This window comes from Nocardia sp. NPDC059180, from assembly GCF_042754945.1.
Lineage (GTDB): Bacteria > Actinomycetota > Actinomycetes > Mycobacteriales > Mycobacteriaceae > Nocardia.
In genome coordinates this window covers 894,588-914,129 of the sequence record NZ_JBHZBU010000002.1, presented here as the reverse complement: position 1 = coordinate 914,129, position 19,542 = coordinate 894,588, and the positions used below count along the sequence as shown (strand labels likewise).

The 19,542-nt window shown below is 67.7% G+C and carries 16 protein-coding genes; 6 read left to right on the top strand and 10 right to left on the bottom strand.

What is annotated here, in order from left to right:
- Positions 1–63 precede the first annotated feature (63 nt).
- Complete coding sequence (locus ACFXNW_RS10275; protein ID WP_379417298.1) at positions 64–753, top strand: DUF5134 domain-containing protein; 690 nt, start codon at positions 64–66, stop codon at positions 751–753.
- Positions 754–756: 3 nt separating this feature from the next.
- Here ACFXNW_RS10275 and ACFXNW_RS10270 read toward each other — a convergent pair whose 3' ends face one another.
- From ACFXNW_RS10270 to ACFXNW_RS10260, 3 genes are all read right to left on the bottom strand, one after another.
- Complete coding sequence (locus tag ACFXNW_RS10270) at positions 757–1,431, bottom strand: PhzF family phenazine biosynthesis protein (RefSeq protein WP_379417297.1); 675 nt, start codon at positions 1,429–1,431, stop codon at positions 757–759.
- 140 nt (positions 1,432–1,571) lie between these two features.
- Positions 1,572–2,111 (bottom strand): carboxymuconolactone decarboxylase family protein, encoded by a 540-nt coding sequence (locus ACFXNW_RS10265; RefSeq protein WP_379417296.1) that lies wholly within the window; start codon positions 2,109–2,111, stop codon positions 1,572–1,574.
- Positions 2,112–2,123: 12 nt separating this feature from the next.
- Positions 2,124–2,711, bottom strand: a complete 588-nt coding sequence (locus ACFXNW_RS10260) for a peroxiredoxin (RefSeq protein WP_379417295.1) — start codon at positions 2,709–2,711, stop codon at positions 2,124–2,126.
- A 131-nt stretch (positions 2,712–2,842) separates the two neighbouring features.
- Between ACFXNW_RS10260 and ACFXNW_RS10255 the strand changes: the two genes are divergently transcribed.
- Positions 2,843–3,751 (top strand): hydrogen peroxide-inducible genes activator, encoded by a 909-nt coding sequence (locus ACFXNW_RS10255; protein ID WP_379417294.1) that lies wholly within the window; start codon positions 2,843–2,845, stop codon positions 3,749–3,751.
- Between the two features lie 27 nt (positions 3,752–3,778).
- On the opposite strand, the gene speD is transcribed toward ACFXNW_RS10255, so the two are convergent.
- From speD to ACFXNW_RS10235, 4 genes are all read right to left on the bottom strand, one after another.
- Positions 3,779–4,987, bottom strand: coding sequence for an adenosylmethionine decarboxylase (gene speD / locus ACFXNW_RS10250; RefSeq protein ID WP_379417374.1), 1,209 nt, complete (start codon positions 4,985–4,987; stop codon positions 3,779–3,781).
- 8 nt (positions 4,988–4,995) lie between these two features.
- Entirely contained in the window at positions 4,996–6,108 is a 1,113-nt protein-coding gene (locus ACFXNW_RS10245; protein ID WP_379417293.1) for a type III PLP-dependent enzyme, read from the bottom strand.
- 99 nt (positions 6,109–6,207) lie between these two features.
- Positions 6,208–8,706, bottom strand: a complete 2,499-nt coding sequence (locus ACFXNW_RS10240; RefSeq protein ID WP_379417292.1) for a DEAD/DEAH box helicase — start codon at positions 8,704–8,706, stop codon at positions 6,208–6,210.
- 42 nt (positions 8,707–8,748) lie between these two features.
- The gene (locus tag ACFXNW_RS10235; protein WP_379417291.1) at positions 8,749–9,708 is read right to left on the bottom strand and encodes a proteasome assembly chaperone family protein; all 960 of its coding nucleotides are present in this window, start codon (positions 9,706–9,708) and stop codon (positions 8,749–8,751) included.
- Between the two features lie 261 nt (positions 9,709–9,969).
- Here ACFXNW_RS10235 and ACFXNW_RS10230 point away from each other — a divergent pair, with 261 nt between their 5' ends.
- Together ACFXNW_RS10230 and ACFXNW_RS10225 are read left to right on the top strand one after the other, a co-directional pair.
- Positions 9,970–10,698 carry a DUF5642 family protein gene (locus ACFXNW_RS10230; protein WP_379417290.1) on the top strand — a complete coding sequence of 243 codons (729 nt, stop codon included), beginning with the start codon at positions 9,970–9,972 and terminating at the stop codon, positions 10,696–10,698.
- 312 nt (positions 10,699–11,010) lie between these two features.
- Complete coding sequence (locus ACFXNW_RS10225) at positions 11,011–12,441, top strand: DUF4192 domain-containing protein (protein ID WP_379417289.1); 1,431 nt, start codon at positions 11,011–11,013, stop codon at positions 12,439–12,441.
- A gap of 32 nt (positions 12,442–12,473) precedes the next feature.
- On the opposite strand, the gene galE is transcribed toward ACFXNW_RS10225, so the two are convergent.
- Positions 12,474–13,454: a UDP-glucose 4-epimerase GalE gene (gene galE / locus ACFXNW_RS10220; protein ID WP_379417288.1), complete on the bottom strand. Its 981-nt coding sequence runs from the start codon at positions 13,452–13,454 to the stop codon at positions 12,474–12,476.
- 3 nt (positions 13,455–13,457) lie between these two features.
- A complete protein-coding gene (locus ACFXNW_RS10215; RefSeq protein WP_379417287.1) occupies positions 13,458–14,144 on the bottom strand; it encodes a metal-dependent transcriptional regulator in 687 nt (228 codons plus the stop codon).
- 186 nt (positions 14,145–14,330) lie between these two features.
- Here ACFXNW_RS10215 and ACFXNW_RS10210 point away from each other — a divergent pair, with 186 nt between their 5' ends.
- Positions 14,331–15,599, top strand: coding sequence for an acetoin utilization protein AcuC (locus ACFXNW_RS10210; protein ID WP_379417286.1), 1,269 nt, complete (start codon positions 14,331–14,333; stop codon positions 15,597–15,599).
- A complete protein-coding gene (locus tag ACFXNW_RS10205; RefSeq protein ID WP_379417285.1) occupies positions 15,592–18,267 on the top strand; it encodes a GNAT family N-acetyltransferase in 2,676 nt (891 codons plus the stop codon). Before ACFXNW_RS10210 ends, ACFXNW_RS10205 begins: the two co-directional genes overlap by 8 nt.
- Before the next feature lie 174 nt (positions 18,268–18,441).
- Here ACFXNW_RS10205 and ACFXNW_RS10200 read toward each other — a convergent pair whose 3' ends face one another.
- Entirely contained in the window at positions 18,442–19,410 is a 969-nt protein-coding gene (locus ACFXNW_RS10200; RefSeq protein WP_379417284.1) for a sigma-70 family RNA polymerase sigma factor, read from the bottom strand.
- Between the last annotated feature and the right edge of the window lie 132 nt (positions 19,411–19,542).

Below are 19,542 nucleotides of genomic sequence, written 5' to 3'. Positions count from 1 at the left end.
GGGCTTGCGCGATGCGATCATGGATGGCGGTGTCCACGGTCGCTGTGTGAGAGGCGGTGGGGTGTGGCCGAATTCGTGCTCGAGTATGCGACGCTGCGGTGGTTGGCGGTGGCCGCGTTCGTAGTTGCCGGGGTGGTCGTGGCCGCGCGAGTGATGACAACTGCCACGGTGAACGTCGCCCCTGCCGGGTCCGCGGCCGCCGTCGAGTCGGGGCGCGCGCGCCCGATCGTGCCCGCCGATGCCGCTGACCGGGCAACTCCACTCGGGCCGCCCGTCGGTGCAGATGATCGGGAATCCGATGCCGCGCATCTGATCATGTGCGCGGTGATGCTCGCGATGCTGGTGTTTCCGGTGCACACGCATGCTCACGCGCTGCGCGGTGTGCTGATCGCGATGACGGTGGCGTTCGGGACGCTGCTCACGGTTCGGGCGGTGGAGTGGCACGCCGGTGGCCGGGTGCTACCGGTGGCGAGGGTAGGCGCTCTCGGATACCACGTGCTGGCGGCCGCAGTGATGCTGTACGCGATGTCCGGTCACACGACGAGCGGGCATTCGGGCGGGCCGGCGACTGCTCCCGCGATCGGCCTGGCAGTGCTGTTTGTTGCCGACGCCGCGATGATGCTCGTCTGCGCGGTCACCGGCAGGCACCACCGCTGGCTCGTCCACGCGGGATCCAGGCCCGCCGCGCTGGTCCCACACGTCGTGATGGACCTGGGCATGGCGTACATGCTGGTGGCCGCGGCAGCCGGATAACGCCTACAGATCCACGATCGAATCGGCGACCACGCGTCCACCGAGCCGGACCCAGCCGTCGGAATCCCATTCGGTGAAGATCTGCGACCCTTGGCCCTGGGTGATGATCAAGCCACGGCGCAGCAGCGCGGTCAGCGCGACCGCAGCCGCGCCGGTGGCTTCGTCCTCGGCGATTCCCATGGCGGGCGCGAACATCCGCGAACGCAGGGCGCCACGGTGCTCGTCGGTCCACGACCACAGATAGTGCGAGCCCTCGGGGAAATCGTCGGGGTTGACCATGGTGAGTTCGTCGGGCTGCTCGAGCTGATGGAAGGTGAAATCAGGGGCCCAGGTACCACGCGCCCTGACCCACACCAGGCCGTCGGCCAGCTCCACAGCCACCGGTCCGGCCGGTACGTCGAGGGTGTGGGCCGGCAGGCCGTGCTCGGCCAGCCACCAGCCGGTGCCGACCGACGGGTGTCCGGCGAACGGCAGCTCCACCATGGGGGTGTAGATCCGCACGCGAGCGATCTCCTCGACAGGGTCGTCCACGAACACCGTCTCGCTGTAGCCGAGACGGGCCGCGAGAGTCTGCCGCTGCGACAGCTCGATCTGCGCGGCCCGCACGACACCCAACTGGTTGCCGAATCGTCCCGCCGGATCGGTGAATACCCGCAACACTTCAGCCTGTGTGCCCATGCCAGCCGAGCGTACTCGGCGACGGTGGCGCCGTAGGGGCCCCCATGTCACACATCACAGCAAATAGTTGGCAAACGTTGCTGGATGACGATGGCCCCGACCGCATCGGTCGGGGCCATCGAATCGGCAGAGAACGCAGGTCAGACCGTGGTGGTAGCCAGTGCCTCGGTGGTCTGCACGGCCTGGCCGACACCGGCCACGATCGCGGCCGCGCGCAGCGCCTCGAAGATCACCTCACGTGAGACGCCCTCTTCGCGCAGGGTGTGCTCATGCGCCTCCAGGCAGTGCTGGCAGCCGTTGATCGAGGACACCGCGAACGACCACAGCTCGAAGTCGGCCTTGTCGACACCGGGGGTCCCGATGATCTGCATGCGCAGACCGGCCCGCAGATCGTCGTACTTACCGTCCAGGAATGCCTTGCCGCGGTAGAACACGTTGTTCATGCCCATGATGGACGCGGCACCAAGCGCGGCGTTGTAGGCCTCCGCGGACAGGGTGTCGGCAGCTTCCTCGGCGATCTCGCGCAGCGTGGTGGCCGAGCGGGTCGCGGCCGCGGTGGCGAGCAGGGTGCCCCACAGCTGCTGCTCGTTCAGCACGGTGGTCCGCGCGATCGAGGACAGATTGAGCTTGAGGTCCTTGGCGTACTCGGGTAGCGAGTTCTTCAGATTATCGATGCTCATGGACTATCTACCTCAGACGCTCGCGGACAGTAGTTCGCCGGCGTTGATGGTCGGGTCGCCCTTCTTCCAGTTGCAGGCGCAGAGCTCGTCGGACTGCAGTGCGTCGAGAACGCGCAGCACCTCGTCGACGTTGCGGCCCACGGAGCCGGCGGTCACCGAGACGAACTGGATCTCGTTGTTCGGATCGATGATGAAGGTGGCGCGGTCGGCGACACCGTCGGCGTTCAGAACGCCGGTGGCAGCGGCCAGTTCACGCTTGAGGTCCGACAGCATCGGGAACGGGAGGGTCTTGAGGTCCTCGTGCTGGGCCCGCCACTGGAAGTGCACGAACTCGTTGTCGACCGACGCGCCGAGCACCTGGGCGTCACGGTCGGCGAACTCCTCGTTCAGCTTGCCGAACGCGGCGATCTCGGTCGGGCACACGAAGGTGAAGTCCTTCGGCCAGAAGAACACGATCCGCCACTTGCCCGCGTGGTCGTCGCTGGTGATCTGGGTGAAGTAGTCGTCTGGCTGCTGAGCGTCGACCTTCGACAGGTCACCGCCGATCACCGCGGTGAGGTTGTACGCCGGGAACTGGTCGCCGATGGTCAGCAAGGCCATGCTCATCTCCTCGTCATGTCGATGGCCGGCGTGGTCGGAATGACCAGCCGGCGGGTGCAGAAAGCTCTTCTGTGATCTTGCCCAAGAACCGGTAAAAGGTAAAGGTGATAGGTCGCACTACACTGATAGGCGTGACTGATCAGACTTATCAGCCAACCCTGTCGCAGCTGCGTGCGTTCGTCGCGATCGCCGAGTATCGGCACTTCGGCACGGCTGCGGCCCGGCTCAATGTGAGCCAGCCCACGTTATCGCAGGCGCTTGCCGCGCTCGAACACGGCCTCGGGTTGCAGCTGATCGAGCGCAGCACTCGGCGTGTGCTGGTGACCGCCGCGGGAATGCGTTTGCTGCCACAGGCAATGGCGACGCTGGAGGCGGCCGACCGGTTCCTGGCCTCGGCGACCGGCGACGGCCTCGGCGGCACACTGCGGATGGGCATCATCCCGACCGCCGCCCCCTATATTCTGCCGTCGCTGTTGCCCGCGCTGCGCCGTAAACTGCCCGCGCTGGTGCCGCAGGTGGTCGAGGATCAGACCGCGCGGCTGCTCGAGGGGCTGCGCACCGGAGTGCTCGACGTCGCTGTGCTCGCGCTGCCGACCGAGGCGTCGGGTCTGGTCGAGATTCCGTTGTACACCGAGGAGTTCGTGCTGGTCCTGCCGCGCGAGCACGAACTGGCCGGACGCACCGATATCGAACCCGCCGCGCTGGACGCACTGCCCATGCTGTTGCTGGACGAGGGTCACTGCCTGCGTGATCAGACTCTGGAGTTGTGCCGCTCGGCCGACGCTCATCCCGCCACGGTCGGCGATACGCGTGCGGCGTCGCTGGCCACCGTTGTGCAGTGCGTGGCCGGCGGGCTCGGCATCACTCTCATCCCGGAGATGGCGGTGGCGGCCGAAACCGGTCGCGGCACCTTGGACACCGCCCGGTTCGCGGCCCCGGCCCCCGGCCGCACCCTCGGCGTGGTCTTCCGCGCGTCGACGGCCCGCGCCGACGATTACGCCTACCTCGCCGAGATCATCCGCACCCAGCGGCCCGCCTGAATCGTCTCGGACCGCCTGCGGAAGCCCTCAGTCCCTGTTGCGAAGTGCGTAGGGTTCGATCGCGCCGCGCACCAGGGCGCGGGCGTCGATGGTGGTGGGACGGTAGGGCAGGGTGGTGAGGCGGTCGGTCATACCGGGCACCGGATCGTCGATACGATCGACCAGTCCGAACAGGAACGACCATTCATGCTCGTCACTGCCGTAATGCACGACGGTGCCGAAGTGTTCGTGGAAGCGCCGCCAGGAACGCTCGAGAGTCTCGTTGCGCCACATCGTCGCGCAGCCCGCCTGTGCGCTGAGCACGCCGCCGGGTGCCAGCAGTGCGCGACATCGCTGGAGGAACTCGGCCTCGTAGAGCCGGTTGTGCTGGGCATCCTCGACGCGTTCGTCGGGCAGGTCGATCACGATGACGTCATAACGGACACCCTCGGCGGCAGCGCCGGCCAGGAAGTCCCAGCCGTCGGCATAATGCACCCGGATCGGGCCCGAACCTTCGACGGCGGCGGCTAATTCGCTGGTCGTATAGCCGTAGGGCAGATGCTCGGCGCACAACTGCACTGCGACCCGGTCGATGTCGACGTGGTCGACCCTGGTGGCGCCGGCGGCCACCGACATCTGACTGGCCACGCCCTCGCCGGAGCCGATGATGAGCACATTGTCGAGCTTCTCGGCCAGCACGAAGGCGGGCACCATCATCGCCTCGTGATAGGTGATCTGGGAGAACTCGGTGGACTGGCGGTCGCCGTCGGAGAACAGGCTGATGCCCTGCGCGGTCCGCGCGATGAGCAGATGCTGGAAGTCGGTCCTGGTGTCCACCAACACCTCCGACAGGTCCCAGATGCGGGTCAGGCCGGCGCCGAGGGATTCCTCGACCCGCTGACCGGCGCGTCCCCTGCGAACAGTGGTCATGCGAACTTCCTTGGGTGACAAGGCGTCCCGCAACAGGTCCACCGTCTTCTCCGCGCCCGCGACGATGCTGCCGCAGGTGAACACGTCGACGAAGATGTCACCGGATTCGGGGTAGGTGTGGATCGAGGCATGCGATTCCGACAGCAGCGCGAGCACGGTCACACCCTGCGGGGTGAACTGCTTGCGCACCACATCACAAATGGTGACACCGGCGCCGATCAGCGACTGACGCAACGCGTCATCGAGTCGCTGCAGATCGTTGCACAGCTCCGTATCGACGCCACCGAACTCGGCCAGCACATGCCAACCGGTGAATTCCGCCGTCATGGACACACTCACTCTCCCTCAGCGCCCACGACATGCACGGTCAAGGGCGGAAAACCATTGAAGGACACCGACGAATAACTCGCGGTATAGGCGCCGGTGTCGAGAATCTGGACGCGATCACCGGCTCGCAACGTGGTCGGCAGAAGGACCCGCGTGCGTTGGTACAGTACATCGTCGCCGTCGCAGGTCGGACCCGCCACAACGGCCTCGTCGACGGGATCTCCGTCGCGTTCGGTGACGAAACGGTAAGCGATGTACTCGTTTTCGGTTTCGGCCATACCGTTGTAGCGGCCGATGTCGAGATAGATCCAGCGTCGCCCGTCCGGCGCGATCCGCACTCCGACCACTTCGGCGTGCACGACTCCTGCGGTGGCCACCAGTGCGCGGCCCGGCTCCACGACCAGCTCGGTGTTCGCGGGCAACAGGTTCATTGCCGCGCCGATCGCGACCGCCGCGATCTCGTCGACGCCCGGCGCGCGATCGACGTAGGACACCGGCAGGCCGCCGCCGATATTCACCGACGACACCGCAATGTCCTTGTCGGACAATGCCTGCACGATCCGCGCGGCCTGTTCGATGCCGATACGCCAGGCGCGCGGGTCCAGTTGCTGTGAGCCGACATGAAAGTACGGGCCGGCGACGATCAGGCCGAGATCGCGGGCGCGCACCAGCAGTCGCAGCGCCTCGACCGGCGAGCAGCCGAACTTGGTGCCGAACGGTGTCTGCGACTGCGGCGCAGCGGACAGGAAACGGCATTCGACCTCGGCGCCCGGCGCGTGCTCGGCGATCCGTAGCAGATCGTCTTCGGTATCGAAGGCGAAACGGCGCACCCCCAACGCGTGCGCGCGAGCGATCTCGGCGGCCTTCTTGATCGGATTGCCGTAGTACAACCGCCCGGGCTCGACACCGAGGCCGAGACACATCTCGATCTCGCCCACACTGGCGACGTCGAACTGCGCGCCTTCGTCGTCGAGAATCCGCACGATCTCCGCCACCGGACTCGCCTTCACGGCGAACCGGATCCGCGCCCGCTTGCCCGCTCGGGTCAGGGCGGCATCGAGCGCGTGGTAGTTCTCACGCACACGCTCGGGGTCGACGAGAAGGTACGGGGATTCGGGCATCGGTGGATCTTTCGGTCGGGCAGCGGAGGAGAACAGTATCAGCGGCCGGTACCCAGAAACTAATCCGTCAAACCTCGTGTTTCGGTGGTCGAATTCCGGTCATCCCGCGGTCACCGTGACCTCGTCGAACACCACTTCGCCCGCGGCATCCGACTCCGCCAGATCGACCACACCGATCAGCGCCCAGCCGTGGTCGCCTGCCGGATCGTCGAGCGTCTGACGCACCTGCCAGAACCCCGGCCGGGCCTCGATCCGGAACAGCTGCGGGCCGCGGGCGTCGGGACCGGTACCGATCGCGTCGTATTCGGCGAAGTAGGGCTCGAGGTCGGCCTCCCAGTCCGGGCCGGTGCCGAGGTCCTCCAACGCCTGCCAGCGTCGCAGCGCCGCCAACTCGACCCGCCGGAACATGGCATTGCGGACCAGCACCCGGAAGGCACGTTCATTGGCCGAGATCGGCCGGATGGTCTCTGCGCCGAAGGCCAGCTGATCGGCATCGGTCTCGGCGCCGGGACTGGTCAGCTGCTCCCATTCGTCGAGCAGGCTCGAATCCACCTGCCTGACCAGCTCGCCCAGCCATTCGGTGATGTCGTCGAGCTCCTCGGTCCGCGCCGATTCCGGCACGGTGCGCCGCAGCGCGCGGTAGGCGTCGGCCAGATAGCGCAGCACCACGCCCTCGGAGCGGGCCAGCTCATAGTGCGAGATGAGTTCGGCGAAGGTCATCGATCGCTCGATCATGTCGCGCACCACCGATTTCGGTGACGGCGCGAACTCCGACACCCACGGATGGCCTGCCCGGTAGGTCTCGAAGGCGGGTTCGATCAGTTCCGACAGCGGCTTGGGCCAGGTGACCTCTTCGAGCAGCTCCATGCGCTCGTCGTAATCGATACCGTCGGCCTTCATCTCCGCGACGGCCTCGCCCCTGGCCTTGTGCTGCTGCGCCATCAGCAGCTGGCGAGGGTCCTCCAAGGTGGACTCGATGAGTGAGACCACCTCCAGCGTGTAAGCGGTGGATTCGGCGTCGAGCAGTTCGAAGGCGGCGAGGGCGAACGGTGACAGCGGTTGATCGAGGGCGAAATCGCGTTGCAGATCCACGGTGAGGCGCGCGCGGCGGCCCTGGGCATCCGGATCGGAAAGCTGTTGCACCACACCGGCATCACGCAATGCGCGATACAGCCGGATGGCACGCAGGATGTGTTTACGCTGGGCGGGACGCGGTTCGTGATTGTCTTCGAGTAGATGCCGCATGGCATCGAAGCAGTTACCGGGGCGGGCGATCACATTGAGCAGCATCGAGTTGGTGACCGCGAACCGCGACACCATCGGCTCCGGCGGCGCGGCCACCAACCGGTCGAAGGTCTCCTCGCTCCAGGATACGAAGCCCTCCGGGGGCTTGCGTCGTTGCACCTTGCGCAGCTTCTTCGGATCGTCACCGGCCTTGGCCAGCATCCGGGTGTTTTCCACCTCGTGATCGGGAGCCTGCACCACCACGGTCCCCATGGTGTCGTATCCGGCGCGTCCGGCGCGACCGGCGATCTGATGGAATTCGCGGGCCTTGAGCCTGCGGGTGCGCACACCGTCGTATTTGGTCAGACCGGTGAGCAGCACCGTGCGGATCGGGACGTTGATCCCGACGCCGAGCGTGTCGGTACCGCACACCACCTTCAGCAGCCCGTCCTGGGCCAGTTTCTCCACCAGCCTGCGGTACTTGGGCAGCATCCCGGCGTGGTGCACGCCGACGCCGTGCCGGATCAGGCGCGAGAGAGTCTTGCCGAATCCGGCGGCGAACCGGAAGCCGCCGAGCGCTTCGGCGATGGCGTCCTTCTCCGCCCGGCTGGCGAAGTTGACGCTGGTCAACGCCTGGGCGCGCTCGAGCGCGGCGGCCTGGGTGAAGTGCACGACGTAGACCGGCGCCTGATGGGTGGTCACCAACTCTTCGAGCGTCTCGGTGATGGGGGTGCGCGCATAAGAGAAGGTCAGCGGTACCGGGCGCTCGGTGCCTGCGACGACAGCGGTGGAACGCCCGGTGCGCTTGTGCAGATCGGTGGCGAAGAAATCGACCTCGCCGAGCGTGGCCGACATGAGCAGGAACTGTGCGCGCGGCAGTTCCAGCAGCGGAACCTGCCAGGCCCAGCCGCGATCGGGATCGGCATAGAAATGGAACTCGTCCATCACCACCTGGCCGATATCGGCGTCCGCGCCCTCGCGCAGCGCCAGATTCGCCAGGATCTCCGCGGTGGCGCAGATGATCGGCGCCTCGGGGTTGACCGCGGCGTCGCCGGTGACCATGCCGACGCGGTCGGCTCCGAACACCTCGCACAGCGCGAAGAACTTCTCGCTCACCAGGGCCTTGATCGGAGCGGTGTAGTAGGTGCGCTGTCCACGGGTCAGGGCGAACAGGTGTGCGCCGACCGCGACCAGGGATTTACCGGAGCCGGTCGGTGTCGCCAAGATGACGTTGGACTCCGAGGCCAGCTCCAACAGCGCTTCGTCCTGCGCGGGATACAGCGGCGTCCCCTGCTCGGCCGCCCACGTCCCGAACGCCTCGTACAGTGCGTCGGCGTCGGTTCCCGGTATCTCGAGCAGTTCGGTCAGATCCACTCCGACAACCCTACGGGCCGCCGTCGGCCGGACCGATCCAGGTCAGCGCGGGTCGTCGCCGTCGCCGAAGTCGAAGCCCTCGCCCTCGTAACCGCCCTGTTCGGCGAGGAATCGCTCGAACTCGGCGCCGAGTTCGTCACCGCTGGGCAGTTCGCCGTCGCCGACAAGCAGACTCGACTGACGCTCCTGCGCGGAGACGAAGGTGTCGTACTGGCGTTCCAGCGCGTGCACCACCGTCTCGACCTCGGAATTGCCCGCGATGTGCTCGTTGACCTGTTCGCGCACCCGCGCCGCGGCCTCGCCGAGCGCGGCCAGCGGGATCTGCAGGCCCGCGTTATCGCTGACGTGCTCGAGCAGCGTCTGCGCGGCCTCCGGATACGCGGTCTGCGCCAGGTAATGCGGCACATGCACCGAGAAACCCAGCGATTGGTGACCGTGCTGGGCCATCCGGTACTCCAGCAGCGACGAGGCACTGCCGGGCACCTGCAGCTCGCCGGGCCAGCGATGGTCCTCATCGATCAGATCGCGATCGGAGGAATGTGCGGTGATACCGAGCGGGCGGGTGTGCGGGATCGCCATCGGGATGGCGCTCAAACCGATACTGCGCCGCACACCGAGCTGTTCGGCGAGCAGTCGCACGGCGGTGGTGAACTTCTCCCAGCGCAGATCCGGTTCCATCCCCGACAACAGCAGGAACGGGGTGCCCGCGGTGTCACGCAGTGCCCACAGGTTCAGCTCGGGTTCGGCGTATTCGGCGAAGTGATCGGACTTGAACGTCATGAGGGGTCGTCGCGACCGGTAATCGAGCAGCTCGTCCACGTCGAACGAGGCGACCAGTTCGCTTTCCAGGCTCTCGCGCAGGTGCGTGGTGGCCAGGCGCACCGCATGACCGGCATCGGTGAAGCCCTCGAGGCCGTGCACCAAGACCGGACCCGAGCCGTCGTCGGACGACAGCTGTGGAGCGGGGAACTCCAGTTCGTACATTCGCGACTCGTAGTCCATCGCGTACTCCTTCCTGCGCGGCGTACCGGGCGTGCCGACGCCGGCGCGCAAGTATCTCGCACCGTTGGCCGCGTCGCCGGGTCAACCACAGTCCATTGTCCCCCATGGGCGATGTACTCAGTCGCGCACGGCCGGACATCGACCCATACGTGGGGGCAACAGCGTCGATGCCACAGGCATTCCCGACCGGAGACATCCGGCACCCGTGACTCGATGACGGTCGGCGTGGCGAGGGCGGGGCCGCTCGATGAGTTTGGCAGAGTGGGGCTTGTGGGCGTGCCGGATTCGACGCACAGGATGTCGCTGGGCCGCGCGGTGGCCGGTGGCGCGCTGGCGGTTGCCGCGCTGGTGATGGCGGGTTGCGGATCGAACGTCTCCGGTCACGCGGTATCGGCCGAGCCGACGGCGGTAACTCGGCAGGTCACGGACCGATTGGCCGCCTTGCTTCCTGGAGCGGAAGAATTTCCGGACCGCTATCCCGCCGTGGTGCTGCCACCGGAGGCCGCAGGACAGGCGGCGGGCGACCTGGACGGCGTCGGTACCGGTGCGAGTGTGCAGCCTGCCGAGTGCGCTCCACCCGAGACCCGTCCCGGCCCGGACCGGCTCGCTGTGGCTGTGGGGACCGATGACGCGGCGCGCGCCACCCTTACCGTCGAGCTGACCCGCACCGATCAGCCGCTGGTGCGGTTGCGTAATCAGGTGCAGCAGTGCGAGAGGATCCGAGTGTCGCGCTCGGGCGCGGCAAGTACCGTGACCACCGAACTCGAGCAGGCGCCGCAGGTCGATGCCGATGACGCCCTTGCGCTGCGGCGCACGGTCGATCCCGACGTCGGGGGTGCTGGGCTCACGCAGTCGATGAGTACGCTGATCGCGCAGGTCGGGGACGTGCGGATCGCGGTCACGTACATGTCGTTCAGCGACGCACAACCGGATACCCAGGCGCTGGAACAGCTGTTCCGGACCACTGTGGACAGGGTCGCGGGCAGCTGAAACGCGCGAGTTGTCCACAAGGGGAAGTTATCCACAGGCCTGGGTAAAAGCCCAGGTCGCGCTCGCGCCGCCGTTCCGCCGCTGGTGCAGGCTGCACCCATGACGACTCCCGCGACACCCTCCGAGCCCACTGTGCATCGGTCCGCCCACGCCGCCCGCACGGCCGAATCAGCAGCACCGGCCGACGATTCCGATGCCATATGTGTTCGACCCGGCAGACCCGGCGCCTCCCGCCGATCGCGTGCCGGAGCAGGTGGCCCCCGCATGTGCGGCCCATGCCATCGACGTGTGCCCGGCGAAGGACGCCGAACCGTGGAGGCGGACACCACACCCGATTCCGTCGTGCTCGGTCCGGTTGTCCCGGTGCGGGACACGCGCCCTACGCCGAACCCGGTCGGGCAGAAGAGTGCCGACGCCGGAGGGCTCGACCTCCCTCCCGCTGAGCCGGGGGTGGCGGGACTCGGCACCGGCGAACCGTCCGACGGCGACTGGTCGGTCGACATCGACCCAGCCGTCGAAGCGGTGCTCCGTGACGGCGGCGGTGTCCTGCGCTGCGCGGACAACGACGAGGCCGAGTGGCGAGACGATCCCGGCGGGCAGCGCGACAGCGACGACGGGCCAGGGGATGTCGTTCATCCGGAGGATGGCCGGGTCGAGATGCGGCTCGGGGAGATCAGGCTCGCGGAACCGGGGGAGTTCCTCGCCGGTGTCCCGGCGATTCTCGGGTTCGTGCCGGTGCGGTCGCTGGTGGTGGCGGTGCTGCGGGCCGCGCCGTTGGATCCGGGCAGCGCACTGATCGACGTGGTGGCGCGATTCGACCTGGACTCGCCTGCCACCCGGCCTCCGAGTCCACCGATGACGCTGGCGTCCACGGTGGCCGGTGTATGCGAGCAGGACGGGGTGGTCGGGGTGCTGGCGAGCATCGTCGACGATCGCCTCAGCGAACCCGACGCGGGCGCGTCCGGGCGCGATCGGCTGATCACGGCGTTGGCGACGCAATTGGAGCTGCGTGGGATACCGCTGTGCGGCGCGTGGGCGGTGCAGCGGATCGGGCCCGGTCATGGGTGGTGGAGTGTGCTCGGCGCGGATCGGCGTGGCGTGGTGCCCGATCCCGCAGCCTCGCCGATCACGCTCAGCCATGTGCTCGACGGCCGGCAGGTCAGGCGGTCGCGATCGGAACTGATCGCGCTGGTGGCGGCGGATTCGCGGATGCGTGAACTGGTCGGTGCGGAAATGGGTTCGGCGCTCGCGCGGGCACATCGGCGATTCGCCGAGGCGGCCGGCGGCCAGGATCGGATCGGATACAGCAGGCGCGCGGTGGAATACGTGCTGTGGCAGATCACGAATGTGGCGTCGGGTGTGCCGATGTCGGCGACGGAGCTCGCGGAATTAGCTGCGGCACTGCGTGATCGCCACGTCCGCGACACCATGTTCGCGCTCGCGGGCACCGACCATGCCGACGCCGCGGAGCAACTGTGGGCGATGATGACGCGCGGCCTGCCCGATACCGACCGCGCCGAAGCCGCCACCTTGCTCGGCTACTACGCCTATGCCCGCGGTGATGGACCCTTCGCCGGGATCGCACTGGCAGCGGCGCTCGACGCAGACCCCGACCACCCGATGGCGGTATTACTCGATACCGCCCTGGGTTCCGGTATGCATCCGGAGCAGCTCCGGCGCCTGATCAAGTGCGGACAGGAGACGGCCACCGACCTCGGCATCGATCTCGACGTGGCGCGATGACGCCGCGGATTGCGGCACACACCGGGCGAGGCCTACCTCGCGCTGTGGGCGCGGGGACCGAGCTCGCGCAGGAAGTTCCAGGCGTCGGTGACGATCTCGTCGAGGTCGTTGTGTTCGGGCCGCCAGCCGAGCTCGGCGACCGCGCGATCGCTGGAGGCGATGAGTACCGCCGGATCACCCGCGCGGCGCGGCGAATCCTTGGCGGCGATGGGCAGGCCCGTGACCCGCTCGCACGCCGAGATCACTTCGCGGACCGAGAACCCGGTACCGCTACCGAGGTTGAACACCCGGTGGGTGCCCGCCTCGGCGGTGCGCAGGGCGAGCAGATGGGCGTCGGCGAGATCACGGATGTGGATGTAATCGCGGATGGCGGTGCCGTCGGGCGTCGGCCAGTCGGTGCCGAAGACGGCGATGGACTCGCGATGACCTGCCGCGACCTGCAGCACCAGCGGAATGAGATGGGTCTCCACCACCCGGTTCTCGCCGAGTCCGCCATAGGCGCCCGCAACGTTGAAATACCGCAGGCTGGTGGCCGCCAGGCCGTGCGCGACGGCATAGGAGGTGATGGCGTGGTCGATCGCCAGTTTCGAAGCGCCGTACGGGTTGGTGGGCCGGGTCGCGGCGTCCTCGGTGATCGGCACCTGCTCCGGTTCGCCGTACACCGCGGCCGTGGACGAGAACACCAGGCGCGGCGTACCGGTGGCGCGCATCGCCTCCAGCAGCCGCAGCGTCTTCACCACATTGCCGTGCCAGTACTTCTCCGGCTGCTGCACCGATTCACCCACCAGCGACTGCGCCGCGAAATGCAGGACACCGTCGAAGCTTTCGGAAGCCAGCAGATCCGGCGCGGCGTCGGCGATATCGCCCTCGACGAAACGCGCACCCGCGGGAACACCATCGGCGTTGCCCGTGGACAGGTCGTCGAGGACGACCACGTCATGACCGTCCTCGATCAGGACCTGCGCGCACACTCCACCGACATACCCGGCACCGCCGGTAACCAGAAGTTTCACCGGTCAGACCAACTTCACCTGGACGGCGTGGGCCATTTCGTCCGACAGCTCGAAACCGTCGTGTCCCGGCACCGTGATCACCACGGAGCCGGGTTTGGTCTCGACGGTGACCCTGGCATCGGGCACCACGCCCGCTTCCCGCAGCCGATTGATGACCTCGGGATCGGTCTGGATGTGCTCGGCGAGCCTGCGGACCACGACCGCGTGCACCTGGCCGTGCGGCAGCTCCGAGAGCCGGGCCAGATTCTCGTCGGCCGAGGCGATCGGCACCACACCGAGCTCGTCCAGGCCGGGGATCGGGTTGCCGTAGGGGGAGGTCGTGGGGTGGTTGAGCACCTCGACGAGGCGGCGTTCGACGTCCTCGCTCATCACGTGCTCCCAGCGGCACGCCTCGGCGTGCACGTTCTGCCAGTCCAGCCCGATGATGTCGACCAGCAGCCGCTCGGCGAGCCGGTGCTTGCGCATGACCGCGACGGCCATGCTGCGGCCCTTGTCGGTGAGCTCGAGATGGCGGTCACCGGCTACCAGCAGCAGGCCGTCGCGCTCCATCCTGGCGACCGTCTGGCTGACCGTCGGCCCGCTCTGCTCGAGGCGCTCGGCGATCCGAGCGCGCAGGGGCACCACGCCCTCCTCCTCGAGGTCGTAGATGGTACGGAGGTACATCTCCGTGGTGTCGACCAGATCCTTCACCTGTTACCCCTTCGTCGGCACGAATTCTACCCACGCGACGTCTCGTTTAGCGCACGCCACTGCGGCAGGCGTCGCGCGTCGGGAACCCTGTCGGCGCACGGCATACCGCCGTGTTCGCTCATGCATGTATTTCTACTGCATGTGAACGCGGAACGGGGCCGTCAGCTTCCCGCTAGCGTTGCGAGCATGGCCACTGCAGTGTCCGGCGCGCATCCGGGACCCACGAACGAGGCAACGGTCGTGTGGACCGACCGATTTCTCGATTACACCTGGACCCCGCAGCATCCGATGAAACCGGCGCGGCTGGCGTACACCATGGCGCTGGCGCGCAGCCTCGGTGTCCTCGAGGGCGTGGAGCTGCTCGAGCCGGCCTCGGCAGGTGCCGCCGACCTGCTGCGCATCCATACAGCCGAATACATGGAGGCCGTCGAGCACGCCGTGCCACCGCCGATGCCGCACGGTGAGCCGCCCGCCGCACCGCCGTTCGGCCTGGGCTCGGCCGACAACCCGGTGTTCCCGGGAATGCATCAGGCCGCCTCGGTGATCGTCGGTGGCACGCTGGCCGCAGCGCGCGAGATCGCCGAGGGTCGTACGCGCCGTGCGGTGAGTATCGGTGGTGGTATGCATCACGCGATGCCTGCCTCAGCGGCGGGGTTCTGCGTCTACAACGATGCGGCGGTGGCCATATCCTGGCTGCTCGACCACGGTTTCGACCGCATCGCCTATCTCGATGTCGATGTCCACCACGGCGACGGCGTGCAGCGCGCGTTCTACGCGGACCCGCGAGTACTCACCGTCTCGATCCATCAGCATCCGGCGACGTTGTGGCCCAACACAGGTTGGCCCGAGGAGACGGGCAGCGGTGCTGGAGCGGGCACATCGATCAATCTGCCGGTACTGCCAGGCACTCGGGACGCGCAGTGGTTGCGCGGATTTCACGCCGTAGTTCCCGGCGCGGTAGCGGCGTTCCGACCGCAGATCGTGGTCAGCCAGTGCGGCGTCGACAGTCATCGAGAAGACCCACTGGCGGATCTGGAACTCACCGTCGACGGTCAGCGCGCGGCGTTTCTGGCCATGCGCGAGCTGGCCGATCGCTATGCCGAAGGGCGGTGGCTTGCGGTGGGCGGCGGTGGATACGGCCTGGTCCGCGTGGTTCCGCGAGCCTGGACCCACCTGCTGGCGGCCGCGCTGGACCGCGATATCGCACCGGAGACCGCCACCACGCAGGACTGGATCGATATGGTGCGTGCGGCGGCGCCACGCGTCGATCCGCCGTCCACGATGGGTGACGGCGCGGATGTGTCGTTCCGCCGCTGGGACGGACCGGGCGGCACCCCCGAAACCGGCGACGCGCGGGTCGACCGAGCCCAGCGCGCCATCGATACCGCCGTGCTGGCAACCCGCCGTGCGTGCTTCGGCCCGCTCGGCCTCGACCCGGAGGATCCCCGTGACTGAGCTAGATACCCCGGACACCCCCGCGGTTCCGCCACCGCCACCCCAACACTGGTTCGCCGATGTGCTGGCCTCCGACGGCGGTGTGGTGCGGTTGCGCCCGATCACTGCCGATGACGCCGACCGGTTGCAGCAATTCCATGCCGCGCTCTCGGATCGAACCAGGTATCTGCGCTATTTCGGGCCCTACCCGCGGATCTCGCCGAAGGATCTGTATCGCTCCACCCATGTCGATCATCACAACCGCGTCGGGCTGGTGGCAGAGCTCGGCGAGTCGATCATCGCGGTGGGCCGCTACGAACTGCTCGATCGCACCGGCCCGCGCGCGGCGGAGGTCGCGTTCGTGGTGGCCGACGGGCATCAGGGCCGTGGCCTCGGCTCGATTCTGCTGGAGCATCTGGCCGGCGCGGCGGCCGAGAACGAGATCGAGACGTTCGTCGCGGAGGTACTGGCCGAGAACACCGTCATGGTGACGGTTTTCCGGGAAGCGGGCTATCAGGTCGAGCGCAGCAGGGACGGGTCGGTCCTGCATCTGGAGTTCGCCATCGACCCGACCGAGGCATTGCTGTCGGTGCGTGATGCGCGCGAACGGGCCTCGGAGGCGCGCAGCGTCGGAAACCTGCTGTCGCCACGGTCGATCGCGGTCATCGGCGCCACGCCGAGCGCGGGGCGCGTCGGTGGCGCCGTCCTGGCCAATCTGCTGTCCGGTGCCTTCCAGGGGCCGGTGTTCCCGGTGAATCCGGCCCGTAGTTCGGTGCGGGGCGTTCGTGCCTACGCCACGGTGCGTGAGATCCCCGACGAAGTCGACTTGGCCGTGGTGGCCGTGCCCGCGGCGTCCATCGATTCAGTGCTCGACGACTGTATGGCCAAGGGCGTCAAGGGATTGGTCGTGCTCACCGCAGGCTTCGGCGAGACGGGTCTGGACGGGATGGCCGCCGAACGCGATCTGGTCGCTGCCGCCCGTGGGCACGGGATGCGGGTGGTCGGTCCGAGTGCGCTCGGTATCGCCAACACCGATCCGGCGATCGCGCTCAATGCCACCTTGGCGCCGGTGCTGCCGGGGCGCGGTCGGATCGGATTCTTCTGTCAGTCCGGACCGTTGGGTGCGGCGATTCTCGGTGAGGCGGCGGCGCGCAATCTCGGATTGTCCACCTTCGTCTCTGCCGGTAACCGTGCCGATGTGTCCGGCAACGACCTGTTGCAGTACTGGGATACCGATCCCGATACCGATGTGGTGTTGCTGTACCTGGAGAGTTTCGGTAATCCGCGCAAGTTCTCGCGTATCGCGCGCCGAGTGGCGCGGACCAAGCCGATCGTGGCGGTCAGCAGCGGCAGGCTGGCGGCGCGGGCGCAACCGGCAGGCGATATGGATCGTTCGATCGTGCGCGACCTGTTCGCACAGGCCGGGATCGTGCAGGTCGATTCGATTTCCGAGCTGTTCGACTGCGCGGCGCTGCTCGGGTATCAGCCGTTGCCCGCGGGTGCGCGGCTCGCGGTGATCGGTAACAGTGCGGCGCTGAACTGGCTGGCGGTCGACGCGGCGCGTGGTGAGGGTTTGGTGGTCGGTGAGCCGGTGGATCTCGGTCCGCAGGCCACGCCGGGCGACTATCTCGACGCGGTGGTCGCGCAGTTGCGTTCGGAGCAGGTGGATTCGGTGATCGTGGTGTTCGCGCCGCCGGTCCCGTTGCCGACCGGTGAGTTCGCCGATGCGATCCGGTCCGCGTCGGCGGCGGTGCCGGAGGCGGGCAAACCGATTCTGACCACCTTCATCGCCGAGCAGGGGATTCCGAACCTGCTGGCGGTGCGGGGCAGCGGTGCGGCCGCGGTGCGCGGATCCATTCCGTCGTACCCGGATCCGGAACGGGCTGCGCGGGCGCTGGCCCGGGTGCGCCGGTACGCACAGTGGCGCGACCGGCCGGTATCAGCGATGGCACGGCCGGACGGAATCGACAGCGTGCGGGCCACCGAACTGGTCGCGGGCTGGATGGCCGATTCCGGTGGCCGCCGGTTGACCGACCTGGAGACGGTGGCGTTGCTGGAGTGCTACGGGATTGCGGTGGTCGAGTTTCGCGAGGTGCGTGACGCCGATGCCGCGGTGGCGGCGGCCGAAGAGCTGGGATATCCAGTGGCGGCCAAGGCGACCAGCGAGGCATGGCGGCGACGTCCGGATCTGAGCGGGGTGCGGCTGGACCTGTGGCGTCCCGACGCGGTGCGGCAGGCCTATACGGACCTGGTGGCGCTCAGCGGCGAACCGGCCCTGCACCTTCAGCGGATGGCGACCAAGGGTGTCGGTTGTGTGCTGCGGGTGCAGGATGATCCGTCGTTCGGTTCTGTGATCGAGTTCGGCTTGTCGGGATTGATCATCGAGATGCTGGGCGACCGCGCCTATCGCGCACTGCCCTTGTCACAGGATGAGGCCGCCGCGTTGATCGATGCACCGCGCGCCGCGCCGCTGCTGTCGGGCACCCCGGCCAGCCCGCGGGTGGACAAGGCGGCATTGATCGAGCTGGCGCAACGTATTTCGGCACTGGTCGATGATCTGCCGGAGATGCGAGAACTGTACTTCGACCCCGTGTTGGCCTCGCCGTCGTCGGCCGAAATCCTCTATGCGCGAGCCAGAATCGGCCCCGAACCCAGCCGTTTCGATACCGGGCCGCGACGGCTCGGGTGAGCCGGGCCGGGCGCTGTCGCCAGCCGGATGCGGTGAGAGCGCCTCCCGCTCACACGTTTACGCCGACCGGTTCGCACGCTCCGGAGGGGGCGGTACGTGCGGACACCGGTCGGCGTCGGGAAGGTGACGCTGCGGTCACCGCGTATGGCTCGTGCCGGCGTGCCGGCACGAGGATCAGCTGGCGTAGGCGCGCAGCCTGTCGGCGCGCTCACCCTTGCGCAACTTGGACATCACTTCGCGCTCGATCTGACGGACTCGCTCACGGGAGAGGCCGAACAGCTTGCCGATCTGATCGAGGGTGCGGGGCTGGCCGTCGTCGAGACCGAAGCGCAGCCGGATCACCTGCTGTTCGCGCTCGTCCAGGGTCGCGAGGACGCTGCGGACATCGTGGTGCAGCAGACCCGCGATGACGGCGCTCTCGGCGGAGGTGGCTTCGGAATCCTCGATGAAATCACCCAGCGGTGCTTCCTCATCGTTGCCGACCGGCATGTCCAGGCTGACCGGGTCGCGGCTGTGGTCGAGCAGATCGGCGATCTTCTCCACCGGAATGCCCGACTCGTTGGCCAATTCGGCGTCGGTGGCCTCGCGGCCGAGCTGCTGGTGCAGTTCGCGCTTGATCCTGGCCAACTTGTTGACCTGCTCGACCAGGTGGACGGGCAGGCGGATGGTGCGGCTCTGATCTGCCATGCCCCGGGTGATGGCCTGACGGATCCACCAGGTGGCATAGGTCGAGAACTTGAAGCCCTTGGCGTAGTCGAACTTCTCCATGGCGCGGATCAGGCCGAGGTTGCCCTCCTGGATGAGATCCAGCAGCGGCATCCCGCGTCCGGTGTAGCGCTTGGCGAGGGACACGACCAGACGCAGGTTGGCTTCCAGCAGATGCGAGCGTGCGGCTTGGCCTTCGCGGACGATGACGGCCAGATCGCGCTTGCGCGGGGCAGACAATCGCTTGCCGGTCTCCAGCAGGTGCTGGGCATAGAGGCCCGCCTCGATGCGCTTGGCCAGCTCGACCTCGTCGGCCGCCGTGAGCAGCGCCGTGCGGCCGATCCCGTTCAGGTACACGCGTACCAGGTCGGCGGCGGGGCTCTGGGCGTCGAGATCGGAATCGCTGGCGCGCACTCGAGTGGTGGCGGGGCTTGTCATGACTTGCCTCCTGTCGGTGGTGTCTCACTCCGATCAACGGACCCGACATAGGGAAAGTTCCCTGACCGGGCGCCGGTAAACCGCTTCTGAACTGCGGTTTTCGCCACGTTCGGCTGAGAAGTTCCTGAGAAC

Coding starts and splice junctions, on each gene's coding strand:
- ACFXNW_RS10265 (WP_379417296.1), bottom strand. CDS start 2,111: ATGAGCATCGATAATCTGAAGAACTCGCTACCCGAGTACGCCAAGGAC.
- ACFXNW_RS10260 (WP_379417295.1), bottom strand. CDS start 2,711: ATGGCCTTGCTGACCATCGGCGACCAGTTCCCGGCGTACAACCTCACC.
- ACFXNW_RS10245 (WP_379417293.1), bottom strand. CDS start 6,108: ATGCCCGAATCCCCGTACCTTCTCGTCGACCCCGAGCGTGTGCGTGAG.
- ACFXNW_RS10210 (WP_379417286.1), top strand. CDS start 14,331: ATGGCCACTGCAGTGTCCGGCGCGCATCCGGGACCCACGAACGAGGCA.
- ACFXNW_RS10270 (WP_379417297.1), bottom strand. CDS start 1,431: ATGGGCACACAGGCTGAAGTGTTGCGGGTATTCACCGATCCGGCGGGA.
- ACFXNW_RS10235 (WP_379417291.1), bottom strand. CDS start 9,708: ATGGACTACGAGTCGCGAATGTACGAACTGGAGTTCCCCGCTCCACAG.
- ACFXNW_RS10200 (WP_379417284.1), bottom strand. CDS start 19,410: ATGACAAGCCCCGCCACCACTCGAGTGCGCGCCAGCGATTCCGATCTC.
- speD (WP_379417374.1), bottom strand. CDS start 4,987: ATGACGGCGGAATTCACCGGTTGGCATGTGCTGGCCGAGTTCGGTGGC.